This window comes from Geodermatophilus sp. SYSU D00779 (genome assembly GCF_054050595.1).
On the sequence record NZ_JBJGZQ010000029.1, the window covers coordinates 45,163 to 65,674 of the forward strand.

Annotated in this window: 17 protein-coding genes; 6 read left to right on the forward strand and 11 right to left on the reverse strand. The window is 71.6% G+C overall.

All coding sequences use genetic code 11. The features are described 5' to 3' along the window. Window positions 1–155 precede the first annotated feature (155 nt). Window positions 156–452 (reverse strand): hypothetical protein, encoded by a 297-nt coding sequence (locus tag ACI79G_RS20565; RefSeq protein WP_456882921.1) that lies wholly within the window; start codon window positions 450–452, stop codon window positions 156–158. An 886-nt stretch (window positions 453–1,338) separates the two neighbouring features. Between ACI79G_RS20565 and ACI79G_RS20570 the strand changes: the two genes are divergently transcribed. After that, complete coding sequence (locus tag ACI79G_RS20570) at window positions 1,339–1,761, forward strand: SRPBCC family protein (protein ID WP_456882922.1); 423 nt, start codon at window positions 1,339–1,341, stop codon at window positions 1,759–1,761. 706 nt (window positions 1,762–2,467) lie between these two features. Here the strand turns inward: ACI79G_RS20570 and ACI79G_RS20575 are convergent. The 3 genes from ACI79G_RS20575 to ACI79G_RS20585 form a co-directional block, all read right to left on the reverse strand. Further along, window positions 2,468–2,686: a hypothetical protein gene (locus tag ACI79G_RS20575; protein ID WP_456882923.1), complete on the reverse strand. Its 219-nt coding sequence runs from the start codon at window positions 2,684–2,686 to the stop codon at window positions 2,468–2,470. Window positions 2,687–2,835: 149 nt separating this feature from the next. After that, complete coding sequence (locus ACI79G_RS20580; protein ID WP_456882924.1) at window positions 2,836–3,261, reverse strand: DUF4304 domain-containing protein; 426 nt, start codon at window positions 3,259–3,261, stop codon at window positions 2,836–2,838. A gap of 2,721 nt (window positions 3,262–5,982) precedes the next feature. Beyond that, the gene (locus tag ACI79G_RS20585) at window positions 5,983–7,452 is read right to left on the reverse strand and encodes a hypothetical protein (protein ID WP_456882925.1); all 1,470 of its coding nucleotides are present in this window, start codon (window positions 7,450–7,452) and stop codon (window positions 5,983–5,985) included. A gap of 240 nt (window positions 7,453–7,692) precedes the next feature. On the opposite strand from ACI79G_RS20585, the gene ACI79G_RS20590 reads away from it, so the two are divergent. Together ACI79G_RS20590 and ACI79G_RS20595 are read left to right on the forward strand one after the other, a co-directional pair. Next, window positions 7,693–8,058, forward strand: a complete 366-nt coding sequence (locus ACI79G_RS20590; RefSeq protein WP_456882926.1) for a hypothetical protein — start codon at window positions 7,693–7,695, stop codon at window positions 8,056–8,058. 549 nt (window positions 8,059–8,607) lie between these two features. Beyond that, on the forward strand, window positions 8,608–9,717 hold the full coding sequence (locus ACI79G_RS20595; RefSeq protein WP_456882927.1) for an NADP-dependent oxidoreductase: 1,110 nt from the start codon (window positions 8,608–8,610) through the stop codon (window positions 9,715–9,717). 230 nt (window positions 9,718–9,947) lie between these two features. Here ACI79G_RS20595 and ACI79G_RS20600 read toward each other — a convergent pair whose 3' ends face one another. The 5 genes from ACI79G_RS20600 to ppgK all read right to left on the reverse strand — a co-directional run bounded on the left by ACI79G_RS20600 (window position 9,948) and on the right by ppgK (window position 16,072). Continuing rightward, window positions 9,948–10,391, reverse strand: coding sequence for a tetratricopeptide repeat protein (locus tag ACI79G_RS20600; RefSeq protein ID WP_456882928.1), 444 nt, complete (start codon window positions 10,389–10,391; stop codon window positions 9,948–9,950). Next, window positions 10,336–12,315: an FxSxx-COOH system tetratricopeptide repeat protein gene (gene fxsT, locus ACI79G_RS20605; RefSeq protein ID WP_456882929.1), complete on the reverse strand. Its 1,980-nt coding sequence runs from the start codon at window positions 12,313–12,315 to the stop codon at window positions 10,336–10,338. Before fxsT ends, ACI79G_RS20600 begins: the two co-directional genes overlap by 56 nt. A 428-nt stretch (window positions 12,316–12,743) precedes the next feature. Further along, window positions 12,744–13,493, reverse strand: coding sequence for a tyrosine-type recombinase/integrase (locus ACI79G_RS20610; protein WP_456882930.1), 750 nt, complete (start codon window positions 13,491–13,493; stop codon window positions 12,744–12,746). A gap of 256 nt (window positions 13,494–13,749) precedes the next feature. Next, on the reverse strand, window positions 13,750–15,024 hold the full coding sequence (locus ACI79G_RS20615; protein WP_091216874.1) for an RNA polymerase sigma factor: 1,275 nt from the start codon (window positions 15,022–15,024) through the stop codon (window positions 13,750–13,752). 304 nt (window positions 15,025–15,328) lie between these two features. Then, the gene (ppgK, locus tag ACI79G_RS20620) at window positions 15,329–16,072 is read right to left on the reverse strand and encodes a polyphosphate--glucose phosphotransferase (protein ID WP_456882931.1); all 744 of its coding nucleotides are present in this window, start codon (window positions 16,070–16,072) and stop codon (window positions 15,329–15,331) included. A gap of 58 nt (window positions 16,073–16,130) precedes the next feature. On the opposite strand from ppgK, the gene ACI79G_RS20625 reads away from it, so the two are divergent. Then, window positions 16,131–16,949: an inositol monophosphatase family protein gene (locus ACI79G_RS20625; protein WP_456882932.1), complete on the forward strand. Its 819-nt coding sequence runs from the start codon at window positions 16,131–16,133 to the stop codon at window positions 16,947–16,949. 146 nt (window positions 16,950–17,095) lie between these two features. On the opposite strand, the gene ACI79G_RS20630 is transcribed toward ACI79G_RS20625, so the two are convergent. Continuing rightward, entirely contained in the window at window positions 17,096–17,635 is a 540-nt protein-coding gene (locus ACI79G_RS20630; RefSeq protein WP_456882933.1) for a LytR C-terminal domain-containing protein, read from the reverse strand. 53 nt (window positions 17,636–17,688) lie between these two features. Then, entirely contained in the window at window positions 17,689–18,735 is a 1,047-nt protein-coding gene (locus tag ACI79G_RS20635) for a phosphotransferase family protein (protein ID WP_456882934.1), read from the reverse strand. 323 nt (window positions 18,736–19,058) lie between these two features. Here ACI79G_RS20635 and ACI79G_RS20640 point away from each other — a divergent pair, with 323 nt between their 5' ends. Beyond that, window positions 19,059–19,361 (forward strand): DUF4193 domain-containing protein, encoded by a 303-nt coding sequence (locus ACI79G_RS20640; RefSeq protein ID WP_012948011.1) that lies wholly within the window; start codon window positions 19,059–19,061, stop codon window positions 19,359–19,361. Between the two features lie 166 nt (window positions 19,362–19,527). Continuing rightward, window positions 19,528–20,397: a hypothetical protein gene (locus ACI79G_RS20645; protein WP_456882935.1), complete on the forward strand. Its 870-nt coding sequence runs from the start codon at window positions 19,528–19,530 to the stop codon at window positions 20,395–20,397. Window positions 20,398–20,512: the final 115 nt, after the last annotated feature.

The following is a 20,512-nucleotide window of genomic DNA, read 5'->3' on the forward strand; positions in this document are numbered from 1 at the left end:
CCTGGCCGGTTGGTCGGGCTGGGCCATGGAGCCTTCGCAGAGGTGGCGACGGTCAGAGACCTGCCATTCGTCGTGGACCTCAGCCAGCACGACGGCGGCGAGGCGCAGCCCGGCTTCGGGGTGGAGGGAGACCCCGACGACGTCGGTGCTCCGGACTACTGCGGCTGTTCCTCGTCCGGTCCCTTCGGTCCGCCGTCCACATCCGCTACGGCGGGCGTCTTGCGTCGTGCCTGTGCCGATCGCAGCGCGAGGCGCGTGAAGTAGGCCTTGCGAGCGTGCCCGGCTCGGCGTGCCCGCTCGGCCGGCGACAGCACGCCATCGGGGTCGACCTGGCGCTCGAAGCGATCCAACAGCGCGCGACGTGCCGGCGCGGTCCGCGCACTGGGATCGGCCGTGTTGGCCCACGACTCGTGCGCGGCCAGCCGCGCGATCAGGGAGCGGTCGGCCGTCATGGAGTCGAGGCTGCGTCCGCTTCTCCAGTTCATCTCCAGCAAGGCAGCCCCTGCATGGACGCTCTTGATCGAGCGGGACTGCAGACTCCTGTTCGTCCACACTCCCCATGACGCGGACTCCCGACATCCGGCGGCCGCGGCGACTGGCGCTCCGGTCCTTCCGGTGCCGTCTCCACTGCAGGACAACTGGAGATTCCGGTCTGCGCTCACGGACCAGGGCATGCCGCGCAGGCCGAACACTCCAGAGATGAATCGGGCCCGGGGCGCTCACCGCAGATCGAGGAAGCCTCCTGTGCGGCCCCGGTCCCGGACGTACGGGCGTCGGCGTAGGCATCCAGGACGGCGGTCAGCGCCGTGGCGAGTGCAACGAGGTCACGGTCGTAGACGCGGCCGTCCTCCAGTTGACGGGCCAGCTCGGCGAGGAGACGTCCCCAGCCCCGACGCGTCGGCGCCATCGGGGTCGGGATCTCGACTCGGCGCTCGACGACCTGGACAGCCGAGCGGCCGGACGCCGCGGCCCGCCTCTGCTCCCACGCGCGGTGACGGCAGGTGGCTGAGCACCACTTCGGTACCGGTCCCCGCGACCGTGGCGTGATGGCACCTCCGCACCAGGCGCAAGCCGTGGCAGCTCCCCGTCGGACACGGCCGTCTGCCACCACGGGAGTGGACTCTCTCGGCGTCGTTGAGACGGTCCTCCCCTCTTCACGTTCGGTGCGCTGGCGACGCTGCCGCTCGCGTTCTCGCCGGCGCGCCCGGTAGTCGGCGCTGCCTCCGCTTGCCATGTCCCCAGCGTCCGGACCGATCTCCTGCAACCCGTCACAACGAGATCGCTGACCTGAGATGCAGGAGGTGTGTGGCACTTGATCTTGTTCAATCTCCAGTAGCGATGAAGAGCAGCAGGATCGACGTCGAGGCCCCGGTCGAGCGGGTCCGGGAGGTGCTGCGCGAGGTCGAGCGGTGGCCGGAGTGGGCGCCGACGGTGACCTCGGTGCGACGCCTGGATGACGGGTCGCTCGCCGTCGGGTCCAGGGTCCGGGTGGAGCAGCCCCGGATCCCCCCCGACCGTGTACGTGGTGACCGAGCTCGAGCCGGGCCGCTCGTTCACCTGGGTGGCCACCGGCCGGGCGTGCGCACCACCGCTCGGCACCTGCTCGGGGAACTCAGCACCGGCGGCACGCGTGTGACGCTGGCGGTGGAGCAGGCCGGGCCCGTGGGCGTGGTGATGGGACGGTTCTACCGCCGCCTCACTGATCGCTACCTGGCCGCCGAGGCTGAGGGGATCAAGGCCAGGAGCGAAGGACAGGTGTGAAGTCCGGCCATGCGGGAGTCAGCCGCGATGGCTCGGGACCGTCCCTGAGGGCGGCTTCAGGGACACCTGATACGCCGGGATACGCGACTCGTGCGGCGCCCACCACCGTTCGCCTGAAGGCGGCTCAGGAGACAGCGGCATCCGTCGCGACCTGTCCCACCGAGTGAGGGTTCCGATAGTGACCGCTACCCGTCGCCGTCACCGCCGTCCCCCAAGCCACCGAACCCAGTGCTCCAGTCGGGCGGGAGTTCTGCTGGCCCGGCCGGGTGGAGAGCGATCGTCTCTTCAAGCGCTACAGGCTCCGGCAATTGCTGATAGCCGGGGCTGCCGCTGTCAGCCCAGCGTGTACGAGCGTCGTCCGGTGCTGTCATGGTCGTCACCCTTCGCCATCCGGAGTGCGGCGTCGATAGTCCGCGTCGCACAGGCAGGGTGAACGTTGGCGGTCGGGTACCAAGCGCGAAGGTGGGGCGTCGGTGTGCTCGCGGTCATCATCGTTGCCAGCCTGGCCACGACCCGCCGCGACCCCTCCGCGAAGGGCCGCCCCGGGTCGCTGCGCGCGACCGGTTCCCGGCATCGCGAGGATGACCTGTAGGCGTAGTCGCCGACTCTCCGCGCCTGGTCGCGCATGCGGCTCACCGGCTGTCCCATGGTGGGCCGCTACGGGACACCCGGCCCAGGTCGCCGTGAGGGCGGCCTATGGGACAGGTCAGTCGTTGCCCCGCAGGAAGAACGGCCTCGTGAAGAGCCAGACGAGGAACCAAGCCGTCAGGCCGCCGAGGACCAACTGGAACAGGAATCGGATAAGGTCAAAAGGCGGATCACGGAGCTCACCGACAAGAGCTCCGATCAGCACCAGGGCGGTGACCCCGACGATGATCCACCGACGACGCCTGCCACTCATGGCTGCTCGGTTCTGCCTCGTCACAGCCTCATGATCATGCGGCTATGTGAACCGCGCAGCCGAGGACTCACCGGGTGTCCCATAGTGGGCCGCTATGGGACACCGGCCGGGCTCGCCGTGAGGGCGGCATGAGGGACACGGCTCACCCAGGGCCGCCGACCGTTGTCTCTCCTTCAGTCGCCGCTGCGGAGTTGCATCAGTCCGCGCAGACCGAACTGCTCGATGGCGCGCACGACCTCGGCCGCCGGCCCCGCTGGGTCGGTGTCTGGTGCCAGCTCCCACCAGACGTCGTCGTGCTCGGGCATCAGTTCGCCCAGCCGCACGTAGGTGCCCACGGGGCCTTGCGCTGTCGCGGAGGGCTTGCCCCACCACGACTGCCAGCCCTGCTTCCACGCGTTCTTGCTGATGACGGCCAGGTTGACGGTGAAGCGTACGGCCTCCGCGGTGTTCGATCGAGAGCTCTGAAAGCCGACGAGGAGGTAATGGTCGGGGTCGGGCAGCGCGAAGTTGCCGGAGGAACCCTTCATGCCCAAGTGGCGGAGTGCAGGAGCAACGTGTTCTCGGAGCATCCGCTTGTACAGGTCCTGCGCGGTGGCCATACGCGCATGGTGATCGACTGCTACGCGTAGCGCCGGCAACACATAGCCGGTCGCCTGCTGATGTCTCATGGTGGGCCGCTCGAGGACACCCACCCGCAGGCGGCCCCCGGGCCGTTCGCAGTCGACGTCGAGCGAACCCCAGCCCCAGCGGTAGCACCGGATAGCGTCCAGCTGTGGGCCTGTTCCGGAGGAGAAGACCGACGTCGAGCGAGATGCCCGCGCGGGCATGGCCCCAGGTCATGAGGACGCCGGTTGAGTTCTCCGGCATCGCCGAAGACAGCGTTGAGCGTCCCGACTTCGGCCTGTACGAGTTCCAGACAGACGGACGCTGAGCACCAGGCTGCTGTTCTCCGCCGGCCGCCTGGTTGTGCGCCTCGAACCGCTGACGCAAGGCCCCCCATCGGCAGGTCAAGACCGTCCGTGAGTGGGCCGTTATGGGACAGCCGGCCGGCTCGCCGTGAGGGCGGCTTTTAAGTGGGCCGCTCAGGGCGAAGCACGCCGGGCACGCTCCAAGGGCGGCTTCTGGGACACCGCTGCGCGTGCCGCGAGTCCTACCAACGCCCGGTTGTTCGGCACCACTTGAAGGGCAGCCCCACCACGCCGACGAGTCCCACACAGCGCCGTCCCCAGGTGGGCCGTACACCAGGCACGCGGCTGCGGCCTGACCAGGTTCGCTGACCTCAGCTGCCGCTGGGGGCGCGCGTCAACGCCGGAGGTCCGTCACCCTGCGCGGGGCATCCCAAGGAACTACCCTTGACGGACCGCAAGGGAAAGGCCAAGCATGGCGGACGACATCGACAAGCTCATCCGGTGGGCACGCTCGCAAGGCTTTCGAGTGGAGGTGGACCAACAGGGTTACCGACGGTTCTACGAGCCGGACGGCCCCTACCTCGTCCGCTACCCGGCCACTCCGAGCAACCCCCGCCGGCGGCTCGCCGAAGTTGTCAGCGCACTGCGCAAGGCGGGTCTGCCCTGGCCGCCTCCGAGTAAGAAGGAAGAACGTTCGCAACGTCGGAAGGGGAGCCAGCAGTGAGCGAGTGGACTGTGACCATCGACGTGGCCACCCCTACCCCTCCCTCGGAGGAGTTGCTCATCGAGTTGGACGATGCGGTCGAGTACCAGGGGGGCAGCGTCAGCGCCCGCGGTGAGGACGGCCCCGGCTTCACCCTTCGGTTGAACATGCATGCAGACTGGCCCGTGCCCGCGGTCGAGTCGGCCGCGCAGCTGGTCGAGAAGCTGACTGGCTCCATCCCAGGGGCCGCCTGGACGGGCATCACATGTGAGCTGGCTGAGCTCTTCGAGAAGCATGCCTTTGAACCGGACACCCCGGAGCTCCTATCCGCTCAAGATGTTGCAGACGTCCTCGGGGTGTCTCGGCAGCGGGTCTGGCAGCTGGCCAAGCGAGCAGATTTCCCAGCTCCGTATGCCCGGTTGGGATCGGGTCCCATTTGGACGCGGCCGGCAATCGACGGATTTAGGCGAGCGTGGGATCGCAAGCCGGGACGGCCCCGAGCCAGCAAGGAGCACGTACGCCGCGTCCGCGACAGGAGACAGCAACTCGAAGCGCTCCATGCTCGTGTGGCTAAGGGCTCCCGTCGCCGGGTGGATCACGGCTAGGGTTGGTAGCACGCTGCTGCCTCAGCAGCAGCGTGCTACCAACACTCCACAAGGCCCATCTGACTGGGCCGGTGCTCCTCCGGACGGGGCCCTGCCACCCCACAACCGGCTCGGATTGGCTATTCCAAAGCGGGCCGCTCAAGGACAGTGTTCCGGCCGGAACCAAATGGAAGTGACGTGCCCGGAGTCTTTCGGTCGCCACTCGACCGCAGACCAGCCCAGGTCATCCAAGTCCTTGTAGATGTCAGCCGGGCGCGCCCAGCAGGGCCCCGTCCACGGCCCCTGCCAGCGGGCACGCGGGTCGAACAATCCGTCGCGTCGCGTCGGATGGTTCGGCCTAGTCGACTAACGCTCTCCGGGCCGCACAGCCGTACTGCCCAAGCGGCGACCTCATCCAAATCTGGGCCGCCAGGGAGCGGCAACACCATGACGATGATCAACAGCTCGTCGCTCACCTTCCACCGTAGCCACAAGCCTCGTCAGCGGCGACGAATCGACCGTCCCCTAGTGGGCCGCTCTGGAACACGCCGGCCTAACTCTCAGGGCGGCTTCAGGGATGGTGGTCGTCGGAGGGCCAGGCGCGGCTAGTGAGACGTCTGAACGGTGACGAGGAACTCCCAGCTGCCTGACGGAATCGCCTCGCCGGTCCACGGGTCTTCTAGAAGACCTTCGTCTGCCTCCTCAGCGGCCTGCAGTTCTTGGCCGCTCGGAACACGGAGAATCGACGGCGCGTCCCCGTCCTGTACCACCTGGACCTCAGTCACGCGTCCCCGAACGCGCTCATCAGTCGGCACGTCGAGGCCGCCATGGTGACTCTCAATGAGGCGGACCCCACCCTCCGGTCCCTCGCGACGGAAGCACTGAAAGTCCACGAGTTGATTTCGCTCGATCGCTTCCCCGCAACACGCGTGCTCCCAGCCGCCGACCTCCACAACGACATCCACGGAAGAGATCTCCGCGTCATGCTCGGCAGTTCGTCGAGGCAGTTGCAGTGTTCGCCAGGCTCGGCTGTCGCCCTGAGTGGGCCGCTCAAGGACACAAGGCGGCCTCAGGGACAGGGCGTGGGGGCAGGATCCACATGCCGACGTGCTCGTACCACAGGCCTCACTCGGAATCCCTGCTCCCGGCGGTGGCAGCTTCTTCCATGCGAAGTTCGCGGCCGGCGCGCGGAACTGGCTGCTGGGCTGGCTGGTCGGGAGGCAAGGATTGTTCTGCCTGGAGCGCATCTTGTTCATCGCGCCTGGCTAGGGCCTGCAACGACCGCCCATAGGCCTCGGTGAAGACCTCGCGATCCTCGACGAAGTACGTGAGGAAGCCCCGTTGCATGCCGATCGATACCGGAATCAACTCCAGGGGGCGGTACTCCTTGGCGCGGACGGCGTTGATCCGGGCTGGTGCCGTAACAGCGATCCGCCCAGCGTCGATACCGCTGGTCTCCGGCGCGCTGCGACAGGAGAGTCGACCAGCTGCCTGGAGGTCGTTGATGGTCTCGATGAGCCGGGCCTGCTCGCGGTATGAGGCCTCCCACCAGAATTCGGTCTGCATGTCCTGGACCTCGAAGGCATTCCGCGGCAGTCGGCCGATCCAGCGCTCGCTCGTCGGCTTCACCGCGTAGATCCGGCCGGCGAAGGTGAGTTCGTTCAGGATGATCGACCGGGCGTAGGCGCCATCGACCTCCTGGCTCGGCCCGAGTCTGCCGTCGGCAAAGCCGTAGCCGAACAGCCACAGCGCGGCCTGCACGGCCTCGGGCGTGATCGGCCGGTAGATGGTGCGTCGGTGCGTTCGGCCGTAGTCGGCGTGACGGTCGTGGTGATCGGCGATCCGTTGCAGGGCGGCGTCATTGACGTACAGCTGCTCGATCCCGGTGTTCGGATCGAAGCTGTTGAACGCCACCCCCACCCCGTGGCCGGGATCGGTGAAGACCTCCGCTGCCTCGACGAAAAACTCCCGCGGCAGCCTCGGCACCACCGTCCTTGCCGGGAACCACAGGTCGAGGACCTCGTACAGGGTGGTCGGAACGGCCCCGAACCAGGGGCTGCCCGGATTGATGAAACCGGCCAGCCGCTTTCTCCAGTGCTGCCCGTAGGCCTGGATCCACGGGCCGAACACGCCCGGCACGCCGGTCAACAGGGCGACCACCACCCCCCGCCAGGGGTCGGTCCAGGCGTTTCGCGGCAGCCAGCCGGCCCGTTCGACCGCCGCGATCCGGGCCTCCATCTCCTCGCGGACGTCGTGTCCCTTCAGGTAGGAGACGGTCGAGGCGATGGCGCCGGAGGTACAGCTGATGAACTCCAGCTCCGGCAGGATGAGACGGGCCTCTCGCGCCCGGCTCCGGGCGGACATGTCGGTCGAGGCGCCGGAGGTCTGACCATTCGGTGAGGTGCGCGCCGCCTGCTGCCGCTGCCGCTGCAGCTGTTGGGCGGCAGCCAGGAAGCCGGCGCCGTGCGCGTTATTGCCGCCCAGTCCGGCCAGCGCGAAGGCCGTCGACCGGGATCGTTCTCGTGTCTCGGTTCCGAGCGCGGGGGATGCGCCAGCACACGGACGTTCGTCCATCGAGACCACGCTCATGGTCATGCCTCCGCCAGGGTCAAGGGCTGCCCCGACGAGTCCGGGCCGAGGCCGGACCCCCGCTGTCAGGCGCGCGCCGGAAGGGACAGCACCGGGAGGGCTGACGCTATGGCCACCGCCGTCACCGACCCGTCACGCCGACGAGGTCGAGGCACCCGACCCGGTGTCGTCGCCGTCGGCTGTATCTCCCGGGGCTGGGACGCGCTCTGTCTGAGTACAGGACACATCCCGGGAGGTGCGTGACCGATGAACCTCCTCCTCTACGCCGTCCTCACGATTGCGCCTGCAGGATCCTTCATCGCGTTCGCCAAGGCGCTCGAGTGGTGGACTCGCGGACATGGCGCCATCCGATCAGCCACTGGATCTCCGAGCCCGGAGATCGAACGACTCGTGGGCGATCTGCGTCAGCTTGAGCGCGACTCTTGCCGAATCGAGCACTCCGATCTGCCGCGCCGCGCAGCGCGGTTGCAGAGCGTGGGCCTCGCCTACGACGACACCCTGTGCGCGTGCTTCAAGGCCCTCGAGATCCCATGTTCGGGGCGCCCCCCGCTTGACGAGATTCACCGTCTGGAAATGGAGGCGTCCCTGGCGCAGCGTGGCGTCACATGGTGATTGTCACATTGCTGTCCGGAGGCTAACAGACCTATAACCGGCGACATCGGCTGGCGGCCGCTGTCGGTCATCTGGCGTCCATCAAATACGAAGCAATCAACCCCACGCAGGCAGCTCAGGCCGCCTGACCGAACCTGTCACCTGTCCGTGCAGCAGTCCCGATCGCTGGTCGGGCGGGTCGCTGAGCCCTCCCGCCGGAACTCGGCGTCCCGCAGGGGAACCCGCTGCGGCGAGAGCCGCGCGTCCTGATCGCCTGACTCGCGGGGGATCCCCCTGCGGGACAGGGCTGCCGGGCGTCGGTGATCAGCCGTGGAGCGAGTGCCCCATAGCGGCCCACTCAAGGACAGTCCTTCCCACGCTCTCGACGCAGTAGTGCTCGTCGGCGGTGCCCGTCGCAAGATGCCACCGGGTCAAGCTTGGGCGCCCGGTCCCTCTCATCAGTGGGTGCCGCCCCGAGGGCCCCACCATCGCGGAATCGAGGTCTCCGCCGTCCCCTCGGCCGCCCTACTCTTGCCCCTCGCGCACACCTGGCGCGTTGGGGGAATCAGCATGACCGCCACCACGCAAGAGCCCAGCACCGCTCGAGCGACCGCCCGTACCAATCGGGCGTTTCGACTGCGTCACCGTCCGATCGGCCTGCCCACGGCAGACGACCTGGAACTGGTCGAGGAGCAGTTGCCTGAGACCGGTGCGGGTCAGGCACTGGTGAGGACCTGCTATCTGTCCGTCGACCCCACCACTCGGATCTGGATGAGCGACTACCGCGCCTACATGCCACCGGTGCCGCTCGGCCAGGTCATGCGCGGCGTCGGCATCGGTCAGGTGATCGAGTCCCGCCGGGACGACCTGCCCGCGGGCACCCTCGTGACCGGGTGGCCTGGTTGGCAGGAGTACTGCCTGACGGACGACGCCAGCCTCCTGCCGCTGCAGTTCCCGTTCCTGCCGTTGCCGGATCCCTTACCGGCGCCGCTCTCGGCCTTCGCGGGCCCTCTGGGGCACACCGGGCTGACTGCCTACCTGGGCATCGACATCGGACGCCCGCGCCCGGGGGAGACCGTCGTCGTGTCCGCCGCCGCCGGCGCCGTCGGCTCGATCGCCGGACAGCTGGCCGAGATCAACGGCGCTCGCGTGGTCGGCGTCGCCAGCGGGGAGTCCAAGTGCCGGCACGTCGTGGAGGGTCTGGGGTTCGACGCCTGCATCGACCGCCTCGGGGCGGGCTGGCGGCAGCAGCTCGACGAGGCGACCCCCGATGGCATCGACCTCGACTTCGAGAACGTCGGAGGCGAGGTCATGGACCATGTCCTGATGCGGCTCAACGTGGGCGGTCGCATCGTGCTCTGCGGCATGGTGTCCAGCTACAACAGCCTGGGCGGAGACATCCCCGGCCAGCAGGCGATCTCCCAGGTGATCATGCAGCGGGCGCGCATGCAGGGCTTCCTGGTCCTCGATCATCTCGACCGCTTCGGCGAGGCCGCGGCGCACCTGGGCGGACTCCTGGCCACGGGCCGGCTGCGCTACGACGAGACCGTCGTCGACGGACTGGAGAGGGCCCCGGAGGCGCTGACGCGGATCCTCGAGGGCACCAACGTGGGCAAGATGCTGGTCCACCTCGCCGACCCCGTCCCGATGGGAACTGAAGGCGGCCTCACGCCCGCGTGAGGAGCACGTCGCCGTGGAGGCTCGGCCTCGTCGCACCCACGGCTCACCACCTCGATCAAGTGGCGAGGCCTCCACTTGTCGGCTGCAGGACCTTACTCAGGTGCCCCTACAGGAACTGTCCCCAAGCCGCCGTCGGCCTTATAGCGGTCCATTTGCCTTATAGCGGTCCATTTACTTATAGCGGTCCATTGGGGGCTTTGGCGTTGGTGAGGTCGCCAGTGGATGGGCCTTCACAGAGGTCGACCGTGGCGGTCCCCACCAGCTTCGTCACCGCGCACGAGGCGGCCAAGGCCGGCGTCCTGGGTCAGGTACCGCGTGATCGGATGGTCGGGGCCGAACACCCGGCGGCTGCGCCGCAGGGTTTCCTGGCCCAGGGCGCGGGCCGGTTCGGCCTGACCGAGCTGGACCAGAGTGAAGGTCAGGGCGGCGGCCGCCGCCAGGGTGATGGTGTCGTGCGGGCTGAGCACCCGGCGGCAGCGCTGCAGCGTGTCCTCGCCCAGCGCGCGGGTCGACTCCGCCTCGCCCAGCAGATCCAGGGCGATGATCAGGTTGTTCGCCGCTGCCAGGGCGATTGGGTGGTCCGGGCCGAGCATCAGACGGCTGCGCCGCAGCGTGTCTTCACCGAGGGCACGGGCCGCCTCGGCCTTGCCCAATTGAGCCAAGGCGACGGTCACGACGGCGGCTGTCCATAGGGTGGTCGGGTGGTCGGGTGGTCGGGTGGTCGGGTGGTCGGGTGGTCGGGTGGTCCGGGCCGAGGACCCGGCGGCAGCGCTGCAGCGTGTCCTGGCCCAGGGCACGGGCCGGCGCCGCCTCGCCCAGCTCGATCAGAGCAATGGTCAGCCTGCGCGCGGCGGTGAGGGTGTCGGGGTGGTTGGTACCGAGGATCGACCGCCAGCGGTCAAGCAGCGGTTCGCAGACGGCCCGGCTGGTGCGGTCGTCCCCGTGGTTGTGCAGGTATTCGACGATGTTCAGGACCAGGTGCCGGCCGGCCGGGTCACGGTCCTCCCGTGGGGTGGTGGCGAGTACGTGCGGGGCGAGCTGGCCGAAGCCGGCCCAGCTGGCCGGGTCCCCCGGGTCGCCGGGGGAAGCGGCGGCCAGCACCGCCACTACCCGTTGAACGATGGCCTGCTGCCGGTCCGTTGGCAGCTGGTGGCGGATCACCGCCTGCACGAGCCGGTGCACCTGAAAGCCGTCGGGGGAGCGGCGGGCCAGGGAGTATCCGACCAGCGCGCCGACGGTGTCGGCCAGAGCGTCGGGATCGCCGGCGGTGCCGCGCAGCGGCTCGTCGAGCAGCTCCGGGTGGCCGGTGAACAGGGGCAACGGAATGGGTTCGGGGGCGAGGAACGCGGCCAGTTCCAGCAGTTGCACGGCGGCCGGGTCCTCGTACCTGAGTCGCTCGAGGGACAGTGCCCAGGTGGTGTCGATCCGCCCGGAGTAGCCAACCACCTCGCCGCGGGCCAGCAGGCCGGCTCGGCGGGTGCGAAATCGGCGCAGGTAGTCCGCGGGCGGAAGGTCGGTCTGTTCCAGGTAGCCGGCGGCCTGGGCGGCGGCCAGCGGCAGGTCCCCGAGCTCGGCGGCGAGCTCGTCGGCCAGCTCCTCGCTCATGCCCGGGATGCGGGCGCGCAGCAGCGCGATCGTCTCCGCCCGGGTCAGCACGTCGATCTCCAGCCGGCCGCCGAGTGCGCCCCAGCCGGGGTTGCGGGAGGTGATCAGCAGGTGCCCGGCGCCGCCGGGCCGGTAGGCAGCGATGTCGGCCGGCCGCTCGGTGTTGTCGAAGACCAGCAGCCAGCGGTCCCGGCCGCGCAGCTCGGCCAGCAGCCGCTCCACGGTGTCGGTGACCTTCGGCCCGGACGGCAGGCCAAGCTGGGCGGCGAGCGCGGCCAGTTGCTCGGGGATCAGCACCGGTTGTTCGGCGTCGATCCACCAGACCAGGTCGTAGTCGGCGGCGAAGCGGTGCGCGTACTCGGTGAAGAGCTGGGTCTTGCCCACTCCACCGAGCCCGTAGAGCGCCTGCACCATCAGCGGGGCCTCACCGGCGTGCAGCCGCCGGCGCAGTTCGGTGAGCATGCCGTCCCGCCCGGTGAAGCGCGGATTGCGCAGCGGCACCCGCCACACCGCTGGTAGGCGGCCGGCGAACCCCGGCTTGTCCGCCGGCGCCGGTCCCGCTCGGGGAAACGGCGGCGCGCTCGTGGGTCGGCCACCGGCCAGCCCGGCCCGCAGCCGGGCGACTGCGGCGGCCTCGTCCAACCCCGTCAGGTCCAGGGGGATCAGCGGCGCGTACAGCGGTGGCAGGGCGACCGGCTCGACGAGCACCGGCACGATCCGCCCCGCCGCTCCCGCCTGCCCGGCGAAGGTGGCGCGCAGCTCCGCGCCGCCGAACACCGAGGCGAAGTAGGCCTCGGTGCACACCGCCAGCAGCCCGTCGGCCCGCTGCAGTGCCTGCTGCATGCGGGCCACGAAGTCCTCACCCGGCGCCCAGTCCCACACGTCTAGCTCGACGCGGTACCCGGCCTGCTGCAGCTGCCAGGCCAGCCACTCCGCCCACGCGGTGTCTCGACCGGCGTGACTGACGAAGAAATCGGTCCCCCGACCGCTCACGAAACAGTGCTACACGCATCACCCGCCGTACGGGAGAGCTCGCGGCAGCCGGACACCGGAGCCGCCTCATAGGTCGCGCACCGCTGTCCGTGGCCGTGGCCAGATCACCGGCATATCCCGGCGTCCCCAGCGAAACGAGCCGGAACGGGGACCGGAGCGAAACAAGCGGGCTGATGCACTCTTCACCGCCCACGTGCGGCGACTGGCCCGTGCATGTGACGGCGCGGCGACCGCCTCAGCTGATCCGGGCGCCATCTGATCCGGGCACCCTCGTCGGCATCCTCCTGGCCCACCGCACGACCGGCGGCCAGCCTGACCGGTTCGGTTGACGGCGGTGGGCTCGGACGAGGTGCCATGCCACGGTCTCGAGACCTGACCGACGCCGAGCACGTGGTCGGGTCTTCAGCGGTGACCGCTGCCCGCCGCCGTCAGAAGTCGCCGAGCCCCAGGGCGCGGGCCTCGGCGGCGGCACGGGCCGACGCCTGCGCGCGCGTGTAGCGCAGCAGCATGTCCGGCCGGGTCCAGCCGGCCACCGCCATGAGACCGCCCTCGCTGCCGCCGGCGGCGAGCCAGCGGTGCGCCGCGGTGTGCCGCAGCCGGTGTGGCCGGAACCCCTCGACCCCGGCCGCCCGGGCCCGCTCGCCGAGGGTCTTGTGCAGCGCGTCGTAGGAGAACGCCTTGCCGCGGTCGCCGAGCCACAGCGCCGGGGTGTCGCCCAGCCGGTGGCCGCGTCGGGCACGGAGGTAGCGGTCCAGCGCCCGGGCGGTCTGTGGGCCGAAGGGGACCACCCGGCCCCGACCGCCCTTGCCCCGGCGCACGACCGCGGTGCCGGTGGACAGGTCGACGTCCTCGGTGCCGAGCGCGACGACCTCTCCGGCCCGGGCACCGGTCTCGATCATCAGCCGCAGGAGCGCCTCGTCCCGGCGGTCGCGCAGCTCCCGGCCCGCGCAGGCGGCGACCAGCGCCTTGATCTGCTCGGCGGTCAGCGGCTCGACGACCTTGGCGTCCAGCTTGGGCGCTCGGAGGCCGAGCAGCCGGTCGACGTCGGCCTCACCGTCCTCGACCAGCCAGGCCGAGAAGCGCCGCAGCGCCAGCTGCCGGGCACGGACGGTGGCCGGCTCGGCCCCGGCCTCGAGCAGGGCGGCGGTGAAGGCGGTGACGCTGGCCCGGTCGAGCACCGCGGGCGGCCCTCGCCGTCGGCCCAGGCCAGGAAGCGGCGCACCCCGTCGCCGTAAGACTTCACCGTCTCGGGGCTCTTGCGCTCGGCGCGCAGGTGCAGCTCCCAGGACGGCAGCAGGGCGGCGAGCTCGACGGCCACGCCGCGCACCCTAGCCCGATATCTGGACTGGGAGCGCTGTGCATGCCTCCCGGTCGCCCAGCCGACCGAGAAACCGCCCCCTGACCTGCATCGACAGGTCAGGGGGCGGTCGGTGCTCAGTCCAGGTAGTCGCGCAGCACCTGGGAGCGGCTCGGGTGGCGCAGCTTCGACATCGTCTTGCTCTCGATCTGCCGGATCCGCTCACGGGTGACCCCGTAGACCTGGCCGATCTCGTCGAGGGTGCGCGGCTGGCCGTCGGTCAGGCCGAACCGCAGCCGGACGACGCCGGCCTCCCGCTCGGAGAGCGTCTGCAGGACGCTGGTCAGCTGGTCCTGCATGAGCGTGAAGCTCACCGCGTCGACGGCGACGACCGCCTCGGAGTCCTCGATGAAGTCGCCGAGCTGGCTGTCGCCCTCGTCGCCGATGGTCTGGTCGAGGCTGATGGGCTCCCGGGCGTACTGCTGGATCTCCAGCACCTTGTCCGGGGTGATGTCCATCTCCTTGGCCAGCTCCTCCGGGGTGGGCTCGCGCCCGAGGTCCTGGAGCAGCTCGCGCTGGATGCGGCCGAGCTTGTTGATGACCTCGACCATGTGCACCGGGATGCGGATGGTGCGGGCCTGGTCGGCCATGGCGCGGGTGATCGCCTGCCGGATCCACCAGGTGGCGTACGTGGAGAACTTGTAGCCCTTGGTGTAGTCGAACTTCTCGACCGCGCGGATCAGACCGAGGTTGCCCTCCTGGATCAGGTCCAGGAACGCCATGCCACGGCCGGTGTAGCGCTTGGCGAGGGAGACCACGAGGCGGAGGTTGGCCTCCAGCAGGTGGTTCTTGGCGCGCTCGCCGTCGCGGACGATCCAGTTGAGGTCGCGGCGCATCTGCGGGGAGAGCTTCTGGCCCTCCTCCTCCGCCTGGCGCAGCCGCTCGGCGCCGTAGAGCCCGGCCTCGATGCGCTTGGCGAGGTCGACCTCCTCCTCGGCGTTGAGCAGCGCGACCTTGCCGATCTGCTTGAGGTAGGCGCGGACCGAGTCGGCGGAGGCGGTGAGCTCGGCGTCCTTGCGGGCCTGGCGGAGGGCCTCGGACTCCTCCTCGTCGTCCCACTCGAAGTCGCCGCCCTCGGCGACCTCCTCGGGAGTGGGGGCGTCGGTCTCGGCGACGCCGTCCGGGGTCGCTACGACGGTCTCGTCGATCTTCAAGCCCTCGCCACCGGCGTCGACCACGGCGACCGTGGCGCCGTCGGAGGCCACGGCGGTGAGCACGGCACCCTCGCCGCCTCCCGGCGACGGGGAGATCGTGGGCTTGCGGGCGCCCTTGGCGGCGGTCGGCTTCGCCGCGCTCTTGGCCGTCCGCTTGCGAGCGGGGGCCTTGGCCGGTGCTGGCTGGTCGGCGGGCACTCAGGTTCCTTCCCGTGCTGGGTGCGTTCCCCGGGGAGCCGTCTGGTCCCCGGGCAGCGGCCTCGGCCGGCGTCCGGAGCGGGAGGGCCCGACGGGCGCTCCGGGTTTGACCGGGGCGCGGGCGGGGGATGTCTCTCCGCTGGGGGGCGACGGGAGCGGGGCTCCTCCATTGTAACGACGCGTTGTGGTGGGTCCACCGCTTCGGACCGACGGGGTGCCCCCCCGACCTGGGGAGGACACCAGGTCCAGGGGCGTTCTCACTCTCCGTGGTGATCCAGCGGCGGGCGGGCGCGCACCTCCGGTGTCACTGCCCGATGCGTTCCTCGGCGGCCAGGGCAGCGCCGACGATGCCGGCGTCGTTGAGCAGCTGCGCGGGGACGACGGGGGTGCGGGTCGACAACTGGGGCACCCACTTGTGCGCCTTCTTGCTCACCCCGCCGCCGACGATGATGAGGTCCGGCCAGACGGCGGCCTCCAGGACGTCGAGGTAGCGGTCCACCCGCTTGGCCCACTGCGGGTAGCTGAGGTCCTCGCGGTCCTTCGCGGCGGCCGACGCCTTCTTCTCGCCGTCGTGGCCGTCGACCTGGATGTGCCCGAACTCGGTGTTCGGGACCAGGACGCCGTCGGTGAACAGCGCGCTGCCGATGCCGGTGCCGAAGGTCAGCATGAGGACGATGCCCCGCTTGTCGCGGCCGGCGCCGTAGCGCATCTCGGCGATCCCGGCGGCGTCGGCGTCGTTGAGCGTCTGCACGGTGCCGGGGATGCGGGAGGCCAGCCCCTCGGCCAGGTGCGTGCCCAGCCAGCTCTTGTCGACGTTGGCCGCGGTGCGCGCGACCCCGCTCTTCACCACGCCGGGGTAGGTGACGCCGATCCGCCCCTCCCACCCGAAGGAGTCGACGATCCGCGCCACGACGTCGTACACCGGCTCGGGCAGCGAGGGCTGCGGCGTCTCGATGCGCAGCCGCTCACCCTGCAGTTCGCCCTTGTCGAGGTCGACGACGCACCCCTTGATCCCGCTGCCACCGATGTCCACGCCGAACCCGAGCACGCGGTCAGGGTAGTGATCGTCCGGGCGTGCGCCAGTCCCGCTCGTGCAGGATCGGGCCATGACCCCGACGCCGGAGCCCGCCGACCTGCTCGACCTCGCCGTGTCCACCGCTCGCGAGGCCGCCGACCTGGTCGCGCGCGGACGCGCCTCGGCCGCCGAGCAGGTGGACGTCAAGTCCAGCCCCGTCGACATGGTCACCGCCGTCGACCGCGCCTGCGAGGAGCTGGTCACCAGCCGGCTGCTCGGCGCCCGCCCGGACGACGGGCTGCTGGGGGAGGAGGGCGGCGAGCGCGCCGGCACCAGCGGGGTGCGCTGGGTCGTCGACCCGATCGACGGCACCACCAACTTCGTCTACGGCCTGCCCGCGTACGCGGTGTCGATCGCCGCGGAGGTCGACGGGCGGGCCGTCGCTGGCGTGGTGCTCAACGCCGCCACCGGCGAGCTGTTCTCGGCGACCGCGGGCGGCGGCGCGCACCTGACCCTGCCCGGCGCCCAGCCGGTGCGGCTGGCCGGCAGCCGGCCGGCCTCCCTGGGGCAGGCGCTGGTCGCGACCGGCTTCGGCTACCGGGCCGAGCAGCGCCGCGCCCAGGCCGCCGTGGTCGCCGAGCTGCTGCCGGAGGTCCGCGACATCCGGCGGCACGGCTCGGCCGCCCTGGACCTGTGCACCGTGGCCAGCGGCCGGGTGGACGCCTACTACGAGATGCACCTCAACCGCTGGGACGTCGCCGCGGGCGCGCTCGTCGCGGCCGAGGCCGGCGTCGTCGTCACCGGTCTGCCCGGGCGGCCGTTCGCCGAGCCGCTGGGCATCGCCGTGGCCCCGTCGGTGGCCGACGAGTTCCTCGCCCTGCTCACCCGGCTGCACCGCGTCGCGACGTGATGGAACGGCCCCGCTGGCCCCCTGCAGGTCCCTGGCCCCGTCCCGGGTCCCGCCCCGAGCTCGCGAGGGGTGGGGAGGACGGGGCCCTTCTCCGGGTGGTGGGGAGCAAGGGGTCCTCCTACGAGGAGTGGGGGGGACGGGGTCCTTCAGCAGGCGGCGGCGGCGCTGGCGCCTGCGGCGAGTGCGGCCTGGACCTCCTCCGGCGGCGCGAGGCCGGCGAAGTCGGGGCCGATGACGACGTCGACCGTGGCGGTGGCACGGGTGTCGAGGAAGTCCCCGGCCTGGGGGAGGAACAGCCGGACGAAGGCGGCGGCCTCGTTCCCGCGCGGGCCGTGCCGCAGCTCGCCGACGCCGGTGACCTCGCGCTCGGTGGGGTCGTTGGCGATCTCCTCGACCACGAAGCCCCGCTCCTGCAGCGCCGCGGCGACCTCCTGGGCCAGGCCCCCGCGGTCGGTGGCGTTGAAGACGCGCAGCGCGACCGTGGTCGGGTCCAGCGAGGGCGGCGCCGCGGACGCGCTGGCGCAGGCCTGGGCCTCCTCGGCCTCCTGCTCGCCCTCGGAGTCGAACACGTTCCACCAGACGACCAGTGCGGCCAGGGCGAGCACCAGCAGGAACACCAGCGGCGGGATCGGCCGGCGGCCGCTGCGGGGACGCACCGCGGAACGGTCGGTGGGCGGCGCGCTCACGGGCTCTCCTCGGTCACTGACGGTCGGCCGGAGTCTAGGGCCGGGAGGGGTGTCTAGATCACACCGTCGTCGAGTGCGGCGCGTCCCCGCTCCACGCACGGGTCGATGCGGTCGGCGTAGCCGGCGGTGTCCTTGCCCGCCATGGCGCCGGCGGCCGACCGGGCGACGATGCCGGCGACGATCGCGGCGAACTTGAAGTAGGCGAAGGCGACGTACCAGGGCAGGTCGGAGAGGTCCAGGCCGCTGCGCTCGGCGTAGCGCGTCGCGACCTCCGCGCGGGTGGGGAAGCCCTCCAGGGCGGTCACCGTGCTCTGCCCGGCGACGGCCTCCTCACCGGCCTGCGGCCAGTAGACGTGCAGCATGCCCAGGTCGGCGAGCGGGTCGCCGAGGGTCGACATCTCCCAGTCCAGCACCGCCCGGATGCGGCCGGGGGTCTGCGGGTCGAGCAGGCAGTTGTCCAGCCGGAAGTCGCCGTGGACGACCCCGTTGCGCTGCGTGGTGGGCACGGTCTGGGCCAGCCGCGCGGCGAGGGCGTCCAGACCCGGGCGCTCGCGGTCGCGGGTGGCGTCCCACTGCTGGGTCCAGCGGCGCACCTGCCGGGCCATGAAGCCCTCCGGCCGGCCGAAGTCGCCCAGCCCCACCGCGACGTGGTCGACGGCGTGCAGGTCGGCCAGGACGTCAACCAGCCCGTCGCCGATCGCCCGCCGCTGGGCCGGCTCGTCGGCGTAGCCGGCCGGGATCCGGTCGACGACGTGCAGGCCGACGACCCGCTCCATCACGTAGAAGGGCGCACCCAGGACGGACGTGTCGGTGCACAGGTGCAGCGTCCGCGGCACCGGGACGGGCGTGGGCACGAGCGCCGAGACGACCCGGTGCTCGCGCGCCATGTCGTGCGCGGTGGCCAGGACCGCACCCGTCGGCGGGCGGCGCAGGATCACCGCCTCGTCGTCCGTCCCGCCCTCCGGGGTCACCGTGTACGTCAGGTTGGACATGCCCGCCGCGATGAGCTCGACCCGTACCCGGGACCACCGCTCGTCGCCCAGGACGGAGGCCAGGTAGGGCCCGACGACGGCCGGATCAGCACCCACGGGAGTCGACACGGGCGCAGGGTAACCTCTGGCGCTCCGCGTCCCGTCCGACCCGACCCGGCAGCGAGGTGGATCCCCCCTCGCGCGTCGGGCACAAACGGGGGCCGCGCGACGTTGGGGGGTCCGCCGGTCAGACCGTGCCGGCTTGCTCCGCCGTCCGCCGGTGGGTCGGACGGCGCGGGAACGACCAGCACCGGCCGGTGCCCACCTCCGCGGTCACCGGCCCACCGACCCCCGGTCGCCTCCGGCGACCGGACAGCACGGCGGCGCCACCGCGCGCCGCCGCGGACCATGCGGGCTGCGCCCGCGACGACCCCGGAGGAGGGGCACTTCCCATGGCCACCGACTACGACGCCCCGCGCCGCAACGAGGCCGACGAGCTCGGCGAGGACTCGCTCGAGGAGCTCAAGGCCCGGCGCGCCGAGGCGCAGTCCTCGTCGGTCGACGTCGACGAGACCGACTTCAACGAGAACCTCGAGCTCCCCGGCGCCGACCTGTCCAACGAGGAGCTGACCGTCCGCGTGCTGCCCAAGCAGGAGGACGAGTTCACCTGCTCGCGCTGCTTCCTCGTGCAGCACCGCAGCCGTCTGGCCGCCACCAAGGGCGACCAGCTGTTCTGCCGGGACTGCGCCGCCTGACGGAGGACCCTCCTGCCCCCACCCCTCGCCGGCGCTCGGGGCGGCCCTCGCAGGAGGGTCGTTCCAGCGCGTCACCGGGTTCGCGGCGGGACCCTGCAACGAGGCCGTACCGCGGCACGTCGACCGGAGGAGTGAGGCACCAGTGACGGACCACGGCGATCGCACCGTGCCAGTGCGGGACGTCCCGCCTCCGCGCCCGGTCGTGCCCGGCGCGGCCGGTGGACCCACGGCCCCGCCCGCGGAGGAGGGCCCGCTCGCGCGGGCCGGCCGGCTGCTCGCCGAGGCCGTGTCCGGCCTGGTGGGCGGGGCGAGCGAGCCGCCCACCGAGGGGCGCCGTTCGACCGCGGCGACGCTGCGCGACGTCGTCGCCGCGGTCGCGGCCGCCGGGTCGCGCGTCGGCCGCGGCGCCCGGGACACCGCGCCGTCCGGTGCGGACGACGGCGGGGGCTCCCGCACCCCCAGTGCGTTGCTGGGCGACCTGCTGGCCACCGCCGCCCCGCGGCTGCCGATCCGGGACGCCGCCCGGCTGCGCGCGGCCCACCCCGGCGCCACGGACGACGAGATCGCCGACGCGCTGGTCTCCCGGGCCGCGACGCTGACCGCCGGCATCGGCGCCGCGACCGGCGGGCTGTCCGCGGCCGCGTGGCTCGCCCCGCCCTCGTTGCTGGCGCTGCCCCTGGAGCTCGGCGCGGAGACGGTGCTCACCGCCGCCGTCGAGCTCGTCCTGCTCGGCGAGCTGCACGAGCTGTACGGCCGGCCCGCTCCCGGCGACGCCCGCGACCGCGCGCTGGCCTACCTGTCGAGCTGGACGCGGCAGCGCGCGGTCGAGGAGTCCGTCGTCCCCCGGCTGGGCGCGGTCCTGGGCTCGGCCGGCCTGCGCACGCTCAGCCGCCGGATGACCCGGCGGATGGCCCGCAGCGTCCCCGGCGCGGCTCCCTTCCTGGTCGGCGCGGCCCTCGGCGGCCGGGCCAACCGGAAGGCGACCGAGGCCCTGGCCCGCCGGGTGCTCGCCGACCTGCGCCGTCCCCGCCCCTGAAGAAGACCCCGTCCTCCCCACCCCTCGCACGCTCGGGGCAGGACCCGGGACGGGGCCGGGACGTCGCTCGACGCGGCCCTGCCACTCGCGGGGCGGGGGAGGAGGGTGGCCCTTA

Excerpts from the sequence above, each read along its gene's own strand:
- ACI79G_RS20565 (WP_456882921.1), bottom strand. The coding sequence starts at position 452 with ATGACGGCCGACCGCTCCCTGATCGCGCGGCTGGCCGCGCACGAGTCG.
- ACI79G_RS20570 (WP_456882922.1), top strand. The coding sequence starts at position 1,339 with ATGAAGAGCAGCAGGATCGACGTCGAGGCCCCGGTCGAGCGGGTCCGG.
- ACI79G_RS20580 (WP_456882924.1), bottom strand. The coding sequence starts at position 3,261 with ATGGCCACCGCGCAGGACCTGTACAAGCGGATGCTCCGAGAACACGTT.
- ACI79G_RS20585 (WP_456882925.1), bottom strand. The coding sequence starts at position 7,452 with ATGACCATGAGCGTGGTCTCGATGGACGAACGTCCGTGTGCTGGCGCA.
- ACI79G_RS20590 (WP_456882926.1), top strand. The coding sequence starts at position 7,693 with ATGAACCTCCTCCTCTACGCCGTCCTCACGATTGCGCCTGCAGGATCC.
- ACI79G_RS20595 (WP_456882927.1), top strand. The coding sequence starts at position 8,608 with ATGACCGCCACCACGCAAGAGCCCAGCACCGCTCGAGCGACCGCCCGT.
- ACI79G_RS20625 (WP_456882932.1), top strand. The coding sequence starts at position 16,131 with ATGACCCCGACGCCGGAGCCCGCCGACCTGCTCGACCTCGCCGTGTCC.
- ACI79G_RS20640 (WP_012948011.1), top strand. The coding sequence starts at position 19,059 with ATGGCCACCGACTACGACGCCCCGCGCCGCAACGAGGCCGACGAGCTC.